The 9,888-nt window shown below is 66.2% G+C and carries 9 protein-coding genes; 5 read left to right on the top strand and 4 right to left on the bottom strand.

Translation table 11 applies throughout. The annotated features are described in order from the left end of the window. Together VL752_RS05920 and VL752_RS05915 are read left to right on the top strand one after the other, a co-directional pair. Nucleotides 1-1,313: DUF4159 domain-containing protein (locus VL752_RS05920; protein ID WP_325353126.1), on the top strand; the 1,313-nt coding region annotated here is incomplete at its 5' end. Further along, nucleotides 1,310-3,451: a hypothetical protein gene (locus VL752_RS05915; protein WP_325353124.1), complete on the top strand. Its 2,142-nt coding sequence runs from the start codon at nucleotides 1,310-1,312 to the stop codon at nucleotides 3,449-3,451. The genes VL752_RS05920 and VL752_RS05915, both read left to right, overlap by 4 nt. Before the next feature lie 124 nt (nucleotides 3,452-3,575). On the opposite strand, the gene VL752_RS05910 is transcribed toward VL752_RS05915, so the two are convergent. Then, nucleotides 3,576-3,725 carry a hypothetical protein gene (locus VL752_RS05910; RefSeq protein WP_325353122.1) on the bottom strand — a complete coding sequence of 50 codons (150 nt, stop codon included), beginning with the start codon at nucleotides 3,723-3,725 and terminating at the stop codon, nucleotides 3,576-3,578. Nucleotides 3,726-3,755: 30 nt separating this feature from the next. Here VL752_RS05910 and VL752_RS05905 point away from each other — a divergent pair, with 30 nt between their 5' ends. After that, on the top strand, nucleotides 3,756-4,343 hold the full coding sequence (locus tag VL752_RS05905; protein ID WP_325353120.1) for a CarD family transcriptional regulator: 588 nt from the start codon (nucleotides 3,756-3,758) through the stop codon (nucleotides 4,341-4,343). Nucleotides 4,344-4,443: 100 nt separating this feature from the next. Here VL752_RS05905 and VL752_RS05900 read toward each other — a convergent pair whose 3' ends face one another. From VL752_RS05900 to VL752_RS05890, 3 genes are all read right to left on the bottom strand, one after another. Further along, nucleotides 4,444-5,217, bottom strand: coding sequence for a Bax inhibitor-1/YccA family protein (locus VL752_RS05900; RefSeq protein ID WP_325353118.1), 774 nt, complete (start codon nucleotides 5,215-5,217; stop codon nucleotides 4,444-4,446). Between the two features lie 245 nt (nucleotides 5,218-5,462). Then, nucleotides 5,463-6,098: an MlaC/ttg2D family ABC transporter substrate-binding protein gene (locus tag VL752_RS05895; protein ID WP_325353116.1), complete on the bottom strand. Its 636-nt coding sequence runs from the start codon at nucleotides 6,096-6,098 to the stop codon at nucleotides 5,463-5,465. Nucleotides 6,099-6,147: 49 nt separating this feature from the next. Then, entirely contained in the window at nucleotides 6,148-6,951 is an 804-nt protein-coding gene (locus tag VL752_RS05890; RefSeq protein WP_325353114.1) for an MlaA family lipoprotein, read from the bottom strand. 253 nt (nucleotides 6,952-7,204) lie between these two features. Here VL752_RS05890 and metF point away from each other — a divergent pair, with 253 nt between their 5' ends. Together metF and VL752_RS05880 are read left to right on the top strand one after the other, a co-directional pair. Continuing rightward, nucleotides 7,205-8,182, top strand: a complete 978-nt coding sequence (gene metF / locus VL752_RS05885) for a methylenetetrahydrofolate reductase [NAD(P)H] (protein ID WP_325353112.1) — start codon at nucleotides 7,205-7,207, stop codon at nucleotides 8,180-8,182. After that, a partial coding sequence (locus tag VL752_RS05880; protein WP_325353110.1) for an ATP-dependent helicase occupies nucleotides 8,179-9,888 on the top strand: 1,710 nt, incomplete at its 3' end. The genes metF and VL752_RS05880, both read left to right, overlap by 4 nt.

Here is a 9,888-nt window from a genome sequence, read left to right as displayed (position 1 = left end):
TCGTCTCCTCCGCGCCGCTCGGGCGTGGCCGTATCGTGCTGTTTCATGTGACAGCCGACGCCGATTGGTCGAATCTGCCGCTCTCCGGCCTGTTCCCTGCCATGCTCGACCGGCTGATCCATCTCGCCGCCGGTCTCGGCGCCGATGGCGGGGAGACGCGGCTCGCCCCCGTCTCGCTGATGAACGGCTATGGCGAACTAGGGAACCCGTCCGGCGCGGCTGCTCCTATCCGCGCGAGCGACCTCGCCCATACGCTGCCCTCGCCCAAGGCACCCCCCGGGCTCTACGGCGCGAGCGGAGACCGCCGGGCGCTCAATCTCGGCGGCGCCCTGCCTGGGCTCGCCGCCGCCGGCCCGGTGCCAGGCGCGACGCAAGCTGTGCTTGGCGGCGGCATGCGCGAACATGCGCTGGGACCCGATCTGATCGCCCTCGGGCTGCTGCTGCTCATCCTCGATCTTCTGGCAAGTCTGGCGCTGCGCGGCGCGCTCCGGCATTCAGGACGCTTGAGGCAGAGCGGCGCACGGGTCGGCGCGCTACTGCTCGTCACTGCGCTCGGCCTCGCCGCGCCGGCGCAAGCCGCCACGGCCGTTCCGGTGCCGCCCGCCGCCCTGCAAACCTCCCTCGCCTACGTCGTGACGGGGAATCCCGCCGTCGACACTTTGTCCCGGGAAGGCCTCTCCAGCCTCTCCGATTTCGTCACCAGCCGGTCGGCCGCAATCCTCGGCGACCCTGCCGGGGTCACGCCCGGCCGGGACGATCTCAGCCTCTATCCGCTGCTGTACTGGCCCGTCCTGCCCGGTGGCGCTGCACTCGGGCCCGGGGCCATTGCCGCTCTCAACCAGTTCATGGCCGGCGGGGGCATTCTGCTGGTCGATACGGAAGGCGGCGACACCGGCGCCCAGGGTTCCGGCGCCGGCATGCAGCCGGGCGCGGAAGCAGCACTGCGGGCCGCGGTGCAGGGGCTCGACGTGCCGCCGCTGACCCCGCTTACGCCACGCCACGTCCTCGCCCACAGCTTCTATCTGCTGCGGGATTTTCCGGGGCGCTATGTTGGGGCGCGGGTCTGGGTCGCGCGCAATCCGGAAGCCCGCAACGATGGTGTCAGCCCCATCATCCTCGGCGCTAATGACTGGGTTGCCGCCTGGGCCATGAACGAGGACGGCAGCTTTCCCTTCAGCACGCTGCCCGGGAATGACGAGCAGCGACTCTACGCCTACCGCTTCGGCATGAATCTGGTGATGTACGCCCTGACCGGCACCTACAAGGGCGACCAGGTGCATATCCCGTCGATCCTGGAGCGGTTGGGCCAATGACCGCGGCCACGACCCTGACCGGGCTGCAATTCGCACCTGTCATCCCGCTCTGGCTGCTGGCGGCGCTCGGGCTGCTCGGGCTTTTGGCGCTGCTGCCTGCCTTCCTCGGCCGTACGCCGGGGCGGCTCTGGCGCCTCCTGCTCCTTGCCCTTCTCATCGGCTGGCTGAGCGGCCCGACCCTTGTGCGCCAGCAGTGGCGGGACCTGCCGGACATCGCGCTGCTCATCCTCGATCACAGCGGATCGACGACGATCCGGGACCGTCAGAAAGTGGAGGATGCGGCCGCGACCAAACTCGTGCACGAGGCCGCCGCGATCCCGGGCCTCGAACTCCGCACCGTCACGCTGCCAGAGCAAGGGTCCGAAGGCACGCAGCTTTTCTCCTCGGTCGGTGCGGCGCTGGGCGACATCCCGCCCGATCAGCTGGCCGGGGTCATGGCACTCAGCGACGGCCAGATCGCGGATTTGCCGGGGAAACCGCCCTTCACCGCACCCTTCCATCTCCTCCTGCCGGCAAAGGGCGAGGAAACGGATCGCCGGCTGCGGCTGATCGACGCGCCGCGCTACGGCGTCGTCGGCGCCCAGGTGACGCTGCGCTACGAGGTCGAGGATCTGGGGCCGGCGCCTGCTGGCGCTACGGCCGTGGTGACGATCCAGCGGGACGGTCAGCCCGTCGCGCAGTCCACCGTGCCAGTCGGCCAGCCCCAGACCCTTACCGTGCCGGTCAAGCGGGAAGGCCCCTCGGTGATCGTGCTGCGCGCCTCGCCTCTTACGGGTGAGGTCTCGCAGATCAACAACCAGCAGATCGTGACCATCAACGGCGTGCGGGACCGGCTGCACGTACTGCTGATCTCGGGCCAGCCCGATCCAGGGGAGCGCGCCTGGCGGCGCCTGCTCAAATCCGATCCGGCGGTCGACCTCGTGCATTTCACCATCCTCCGTCCGCCGGAAAAGGACGATCTGACGCCGCTCGACCAACTCGCCCTCATCGCCTTTCCGGAGCGCGAGCTCTTTGAGCAGAAGATCAACAATTTCGACCTCATCATTCTCGACCGCTTTCAGAACCAGGGCATCCTGCCCAGTGCCTATCTCGCCAATATCGCGCATTATGTGCGCCAGGGCGGCGCGCTGCTGCTCGAGGCGGGGCCCGAATTCGCGACCGCCGGGTCGCTCGCCCATTCGCCGCTTGCCGAGGTGCTGCCGGCACAGCCCGTGGGTGCCGCCGCGACCGACCAGGGTATCGGCTACCCCGACACCTTCCAGCCGCAGGTGCAGACGCACTCCGGCAACGGCATCACCATCGCCCCTTTCCGTCCCGCTCTGACCGATCTCGGCGCCCGCGATCCGGTGACGGCCGATCTTCCTGACGCGGGTCCGGGAAAGACCCCCGACTGGGGGCGCTGGTACCGTCTTATCGACAGCACCAACGTCCACGGCCAGGTTCTGATGTCGGGCGCCGGCGGCAAGCCGCTGCTCATTCTCAACCATGTCGCGGAGGGACGGGTCGGCCTCCTGCTGTCGGACCAGATCTGGCTCTGGGCGCGGGACCATAACGGCGGTGGTCCTCAGGCGGAGCTGCTGCGCCGGCTTGCCCATTGGCTGATGAAGGAGCCGGCGCTCGACGAGAACCGGCTGAGCGCCAGCATCCAAGGCACAACCTTGCATATCGATCGCCGGCAATTGGAGGCCGGCCCCCCGCCCGCCGTGATGGTGACGGACCCTGCCGGTCACGCGCGGCGGGTGACGCTCGAAACCGTGGGCCCGGGCCATGCGACGCGCGACCTGCCGGTGACCGAGCCGGGACTCTGGACGGTGAGCGACGGAGCCCGCACCGCCTATGCCGCCTCGGACACGGCCGATCCGCCGGAATGGCGAGACCTGCGGGCAACAGCCACCAAGGCCGGCGCCTTGATCAAGGCAAGCCATGGCAGCGCCCATTTCCTCGAGGCTGAGGGCACGCCAGGGCTCCGCCTCGTGGACGCGGCGGCGACGCCGGGCGGGCCGGGCTGGATCGGCCTCAGGCGCAACCACGCCCATGTCACCACGGGCATTGCCCTCACCCCGCTGCTGCCGGGCTGGGCGGCCCTGCCGCTGCTTCTGGCCCTCGCCCTCCTCGCCTGGCGTCGCGAGGGGCGCTAAAGCCCCGATGACTGGGTCGCTTCACCCAAAGTCTGGATCGGTCTCTGAGTGACGGATGGAGAGAGCGGAACCGGCGGCGGCTCGCCCTGCGGTGCATTCCAGCGCGGCGCGATCGAGCATGACTTTAGGTGAGATCTGTGATATATGCATGAGCCATGTCGAAAACGAGGCCGATGAGATGCTGGTCGCTGCCAGCATCCATCTGCGCCGCATTACCCGTCGCTCTTGAATCCTGTCCCTGCTCGCCCTGGCGCGGGCTATAGGATCGGTTCATTGCGGCTTCATTCGCGGAAGGCTTGTGCCCATGAATGCCTCTTCTCCTGAAGCATCCGAAACCCTGGTGCAGGAGGACGATTCCACCCCCGAAAAGTTACTGAAGCCAGTACCGAGTACCCCCGCCAAGGCCGAGAGCTTCGCCGAAGGCGATTATGTCGTCTATCCGACGCATGGCGTCGGCAAGGTCGAGCGTATCGCCGTGGAAGAAATCGCCGGGCACAAGCTCGAACTCATCCACATCACATTCGAAGAAAACCGCATGACACTGCGGGTGCCCGTCGCCAAGGCGCGTACCGCGGGGCTGCGCAAGCTCGCCACCCGCAAGCTTTTCGACGACGCGCTCGCCGTCCTGCGCGGTCGCGCCCGCGTGAAGCGTACGATGTGGTCGCGTCGCGCCCAGGAATACGAGGCCAAGATCAATTCCGGCGATCCGCTGGCGATCGCGGAGGTCGTGCGCGACCTGCACCGCAATTCCGGCCAGCCCGACCAGAGCTTCAGCGAGCGGCAGATCTACGAAGCGGCGATGGACCGGCTGGCGGCCGAGCTCGCCGCTCTCGACAAGACGGACAAGACCACCGCGGCCACCAAGTTGAACGACTTCCTCAAAACACTCTGACAGAGCGCAGGCGGTCGAAACGCAAAAGGGCGGGGAAAAATCCCCGCCCTTTTTCTTTGGCCGCAAGCCAGCCGCCCCGGAGGGCGGCAGGCGGCGCGGATCAGTTGCTGTTCCGGTTGCCCATGATCTGAAGCATCATCAGGAAGAGGTTGATGAAGTTCAGGTACAGGGTCAGCGCGTCATAGACGCTGCGCTTGGCCGACAGCTCGCCGTCATAGCCGTAGCCGTACTGGATGTAGTCGGACTTGATGCGCTGCGTGTCATAGGCGGTGAGGCCGGTGAAGACGAGCACGCCGATGATGCTGATGCCGAGCTGCAGCGCGCTCGAATGCACGAAGATGTTCACCACCGAGGCGATGATGATGCCGAAAAGGCCCATCATCATGAAGCTGCCCATGCCGGTCAGATCACGCTTGGTGACGTAGCCCCAGGCACTCGTCGCCGCGAAGGTCGCCGCACAGATGAAGAACACCTCCACGATCGAGGTCTGGGTGAAGACCAGGAAGATGTTGGTGAGGCTGGCGCCCATCACCGCCGCGAAAACCCAGAACAGGGTCTGCGCCGCCGTGCGGGAGAGGCGGTTCACGCCGAAGCTCAGCACCATCACGAAGGCGAGGGGAGCGAACATCAGCAGATAGGCAAGACCCGAGGGGCGATGCACCAGGAAGCCCTGGGCGTTCTGCACCGTCGGGTACAAGTAGTTGATGGCGTCGGTATGCGCGATGCCATAGGCGACGACGCCGGTCAGCAGCAGACCGGAAGCCATCCAATTGAAAACGCGCAGCATGTAGGCGCGCAATCCGGCATCGAGAACCGCAGCCGACGCAGCGACGGAGCCGCCGCGATAGGTTCGGAAATCGGGACCAAAAGCCATTGTCGGATAATCCTCTGAATACCGTGAAACACGGCCTTCCTCATTCTGGCGCGTTCCAGGCCGGGATCAAGCTAAATCCACCATACATTTTCGCAACAATTGGCCTTCCGCCAGGACCTCTTGCAAGGCTCCTCTGCCAGGGGGCCCTGCAAGGATGGGCCTTCGCCGCCCATGGTGCAGAACAGAAATGAAGCGCCGGACATAGCCCGGCGCTCCATCAAGTTCGTCCGACGGTGGCGGAGCGATCACCCGGTGGCATTGGCCTTGAACCGCGCCAGCTGATGATGCATCGCATCCAGCAGGGGCTGGACCTGGCCGCCATGCTGCGAGATCACGCCTGCATAATCATTGCGCTCGGTGATGCGCAGGCTTGTACCCTCGGCGATGATGTCGATAATCTTGGGCTGCCCGCCGATCGTCGCCACCACCCATTGCACCGTCGTCTCCGGCTTGCCGGGCACGGTCACGGCGGTATCGACGACGATGCCCATGTCGCGCTCCGCCGCCTGCCCAACTTTCATGCTCGCACCCTGAAAGGTGCTCGCCTGGGCGGTCACGGCATAGACCAGCAGCTGGCGGAAGGTCTCCATATAATCCGCCTGCTGGGCCGGGGTCGCGACCCGCCAGTAGCGGCCGAGCACGAAGCGGGCCACCCCGTCGACATCCACGCTGCCATAAACGAGCTGCCGCAGCTGCTCCTGCTTGGCACTGTCCTTCGCCGAGGAATTGATGACGGAGAGCAGCTTCGCCCCTGTGCTCTGGATGAGCGAGCGGGCCGTCGACACATCGTCGGCGTGGGCGGTAGTGACCAGCCCCAGGGAACCTGCGATTGGCAGGGCCGCAGCAAGAGCGGTCATGACACTACGGCGGCGCATCAGCATATTCGTCTCCGAGTACTTCAGGTCTCTGCAACAGTCTTAGACATCATGTCTACGGCGCGAGGGCGCCGGCCGGCGCCTGCTTCGGCTGGGGGAACCAGTCGGGCACAGTGGCGCGGTGATCATCCCGCACGGCCTGGATCGCCGCCTCGCGGTGCTGGCGATAAAGGCTGCGGAAGGTCGCGTAGGGATCAAGCGCCATCCGCTTCACCTCGTCGATCGGCTTTAGCAGGTCGGCGCGCGTATTCACGATAGTGACGGCCGTCCGCGAATAGCCAAGCGCGGTAACGGCAGCACCCTCCCCGACCCAGAAGAAGGGATCGGACACGATGCCGACGCCGAAGCCCGCCGCGTCGCGCGGGTCGGAGGGGCCGAGCACCGGCAGATAGAGGAAGGGGCCGGTGCCCACGCCCCAAATCGCGAGCGTGATGCCGAAATCGGCCTCGTGAGACGGATAGCCGAGGCCGGTGGCGACGTCGAAGATGCCGCCGAGACCCACGGTCGAGTTGACCACGAAGCGCACCAGGCTGTCGCCCGCACGGCGGGACTTGGCCTCCAGAATATCGTTAATGAACACCACAGGCGTGTGCAGGTTCGACAGGAAATCGCCGACATGGTTACGCACCGGACGGGGCACCACGGCCTTGTAGCCCTGGGCCACCGGCTTCATCGCGTAGGTGTCGAGAGCGTTGTTGAAGGCGTAGAGCTTCCGGTTCATCGGCTCCAGCGGATCGTCGTTCTGCTTGTAGGCGGCCAAAGCCTCGGGATCCGACGCCGGCGGTTTGGTGGCGCAGCCCGCAAGCCCCGTCAACACGAAAGCCGCCAGAGTAGCCGCGGCCCAGATCCTTGATTTCACGCGGGAGTCCCCTTGATGACAGCGGTGTTGCGATGACGCACAGCATCCATTTCCTGAGACCTAGATCAAAATCGCCTGGAAGCAAAACTGCTGTTTGTCCACGCCGCGTGTCATCCTCATCTAATGGGGCCGCACCGCTCTTGTTTGAACCTTGCATTGAGGTCTGGGCGCTCCACCGCTCCCCGGACTTGCATCGACCGCCTGATACTGCCACGGAGAAAGGCCTCAGACCTGCCCGACGAGCCCGACACCCATGAACCTTCCCCTGACCAATCTCACGCCTCTTGGCGCCCAACCCGTGCTGGAACGCTGGCTGAGCGGCCCCCGCTTCGGGGCCCTGCCCTTGCCCGAAGGCGGCAGTCCGGCGCCCGCCCTGTCCTTCGAATTCTTCCCGCCTAAAACCGAGGCGCTCGAAACCCAGCTGTGGACGTGCATCCGCAGATTGGAAACCCTCGCCCCCCGCTTCGTCTCGGTAACTTATGGTGCCGGCGGCAGCACGCGAGAGCGGACCCACGCAACTGTGATCCGTCTCGTGGAGGAGACGAACCTCATCCCCGCCGCCCATCTCACCTGCATGGGCGCGAGCCGCGGCGAAATCGACGAAATCGCCGCCCGCTACTGGGAGGGCGGCGTGCGCCATATCGTGGCGCTGCGTGGTGATCTGCCCCCGGGCGTCGAGGATGTCGGTGCCGACGGCTATCAGAGCGCGATCGAGCTGGTGGAAGGGCTGCGCCGTGTCGCTGATTTCGAGATCAGCGTCGCCGCCTACCCCGAGGTTCACCCCCGCGCCGCCTCGCCCGAGGCCGATCTCGACAATCTCAAGCGCAAGCTGGATGCCGGCGCCACGCGCGCCATCACCCAAGCCTTCTTCGACAGCAACACCTATCTGCGCTTCCTCGACCGTTGCCTCGCGGCCGGTATCACCGCACCCATCGTGCCGGGCATCCTGCCGGTCACGAATTTCGCCCAGGCGAAGAAGTTCAGCGAACTCTGCGGCACCGTCATCCCCGATTGGATGGCCCATCTCTTCGAAGGACTGGACGCGGATCCCGAAACGCGGCGGATGGTCTCCCTTGTCCTCGCGGCCGAGCAGGTGCGGCTGTTGCAGGCGAACGGGGTGGATGAGTTCCATTTCTACACCCTGAACCGGCCCGATCTGACCTATGCCATTTCCCATCTCCTGGGCGTGCGGCCCACGGCGCCGGCCCCTGCGGAGACCCCCGCGGCGTGAGTGACTATCTCGACCGGCTGAACGCCGAGCAGCGGGCGGCGGTTGAGGCTCTGGATGGCCCCCTTCTAGTGCTGGCGGGGGCGGGCACCGGCAAGACCCGGGTCCTGACAACCCGTTTCGCCCATATCCTGATGTCTGGCCGGGCGGGGCCTGGCCAGGTGCTTTCCGTCACCTTCACCAACAAGGCCGCGCGCGAGATGCGGGAACGCGTCGGCGCGATCCTTGGCCGGCCGGTGGAGGGGCTTTGGCTTGGCACCTTCCACGCCCTCTGCGCCCGCATGCTGCGGCGCCACGCCGCCCTCGTCGGGCTCGAATCCAATTTCTCCATCCTCGACACGGATGATCAGCTGCGCCTGCTCAAACAGCTGATGCTGGCCGACGGGCTCGATATCAAGCGCTGGCAGCCACAGGGCCTGATGGCGATCATCCAGCGCTGGAAGGATCGCGGCCTGACGCCGGACCGCATCACCGCCGCCGAGGACAGCGATTTCGCCTCCGGCCGCGCCCAGGAATTCTATGCCGCCTATCAGGCCCGGCTGCGCGCGCTGAACGCCGCCGATTTCGGTGACCTGCTGCTGCATGTGACCGAAATCCTGCGCACCAATCCCGAGGTGCTGGCGCAATACCACCGCATGTTCCGCTACATCCTGGTGGACGAATACCAGGACACCAACCTCGTCCAGTATCTCTGGCTGCGGCTGCTTGCGCAGTCGCACCAGAACATCTGCTGCGTCGGCGATGATGACCAGTCGATCTATTCCTGGCGCGGCGCGGAGGTCGAGAACATCCTCCGCTTCGAGAAGGATTTTCCGGGCGCGCGCATCGTCCGCCTCGAAGCCAATTATCGCTCGACCAAGCCGATCCTTGGCGCCGCGGCGGGCCTCATCGCGCATAACGAGGGGCGGCTCGGCAAGACGCTGCGCCCCGGCCGTAACGATGCCTCGGGCGAGCAGGTCGAGGTCGTCGCACTCTGGGATTCGGAAGAAGAAGCCCGCATGGTCGGCGGCCGCATCGAAAGCCTGCGACGGGACGGCCATAGCCTTGCCGAAATCGCCATCCTGGTGCGTGCCGGTTTCCAGACCCGCGCCTTCGAAGAACGCCTGATCACCCTCGGCGTGCCCTATCGCATCGTCGGCGGCCAGCGCTTCTACGAACGCGCCGAAATCCGTGACGCCATCGCCTATCTCCGTCTCATCCAGCAGCCGGCGGACGATCTCGCCTTCGAACGCATCGTCAACCTGCCGCGCCGCGGTGTGGGTGATGTCGCGTTGCGCAATCTCCATACCCATGCGCGCACCCACGGCGTGCCACTGATGGCGGCCGCCGCGCGCATGATCCAGGCGGGCGACATCCGCGGCCGCATGCGCGACAGCCTCGCCGAACTGCTGCACAATTTCGAGTCCTGGCGGGAAATCGTCGCGCGCGACGGGCATGTCGTGGCAACCGCCACCATGCTGGACGAGAGCGGCTACACCGCCATGTGGCAGGCGGACAAATCGCCCGATGCGCCTGGCCGGCTCGACAACCTCAAGGAACTCGTCCGCGCGCTGGCCGATTTCGACACCCTCGCGGCCTTCCTCGACCATGTCGCCCTGGTCATGGAGAATGAGGAAAGCAGCGAGACCGATCGCGTCAGCCTGATGACGCTGCATGGCGCCAAGGGGCTGGAATTCGACACGGTCTTCCTGCCCGGCTGGGAGGAGGGG

Source organism: Acidisoma sp. (genome assembly GCF_035492295.1).
Taxonomy (GTDB): domain Bacteria; phylum Pseudomonadota; class Alphaproteobacteria; order Acetobacterales; family Acetobacteraceae; genus Acidisoma.
Note: the sequence above shows the minus strand (reverse complement) of the source record. Positions and strands in the feature narration are given on the sequence as shown.

Excerpts from the sequence above, each read along its gene's own strand:
- VL752_RS05915 (WP_325353124.1), top strand. The coding sequence starts at position 1,310 with ATGACCGCGGCCACGACCCTGACCGGGCTGCAATTCGCACCTGTCATC.
- VL752_RS05910 (WP_325353122.1), bottom strand. The coding sequence starts at position 3,725 with ATGAACCGATCCTATAGCCCGCGCCAGGGCGAGCAGGGACAGGATTCA.
- VL752_RS05905 (WP_325353120.1), top strand. The coding sequence starts at position 3,756 with ATGAATGCCTCTTCTCCTGAAGCATCCGAAACCCTGGTGCAGGAGGAC.
- VL752_RS05900 (WP_325353118.1), bottom strand. The coding sequence starts at position 5,217 with ATGGCTTTTGGTCCCGATTTCCGAACCTATCGCGGCGGCTCCGTCGCT.
- VL752_RS05895 (WP_325353116.1), bottom strand. The coding sequence starts at position 6,098 with ATGCTGATGCGCCGCCGTAGTGTCATGACCGCTCTTGCTGCGGCCCTG.
- metF (WP_325353112.1), top strand. The coding sequence starts at position 7,205 with ATGAACCTTCCCCTGACCAATCTCACGCCTCTTGGCGCCCAACCCGTG.